Source organism: Halorubrum sp. ASP1, from assembly GCF_005435135.1.
In the GTDB taxonomy this organism is placed as follows: Archaea; Halobacteriota; Halobacteria; order Halobacteriales; family Haloferacaceae; genus Halorubrum; species Halorubrum tropicale.
The window spans coordinates 1-241 of sequence record NZ_SGUA01000096.1; the positions used below are offsets into that span (position 1 = coordinate 1).

Annotated in this window: 1 pseudogene; it reads left to right on the top strand. The window is 73.0% G+C overall.

The features are described 5' to 3' along the window. Positions 1 to 241 (top strand): annotated as a pseudogene (locus tag EXE48_RS18595) (hypothetical protein); the annotation flags it as partial.

Consider the following 241-nt stretch of genomic DNA (forward strand, 5'->3'; position numbering starts at 1 on the left):
GAGGACCTGCGGTACCACGCGGGCGAGCGGAAGCTCGTCGCCGACGGCGGCGGGTACCGCGCCGAGTGCCCCGAGTGCTCGTGGACCGGCGAGGGGTCGACGCTTTCCGGTGCGGGTCGCGAGGTCGCGCTCGACCTTCGCGTCGTGGCCCGTCTCCTGCCGATGTTCGTCGACCTCGCGACCGACGGCGGCGAGGAGGTGCCGCCAGCCGAGAACGTGCTGTTCGACGCGATCGAGGAGC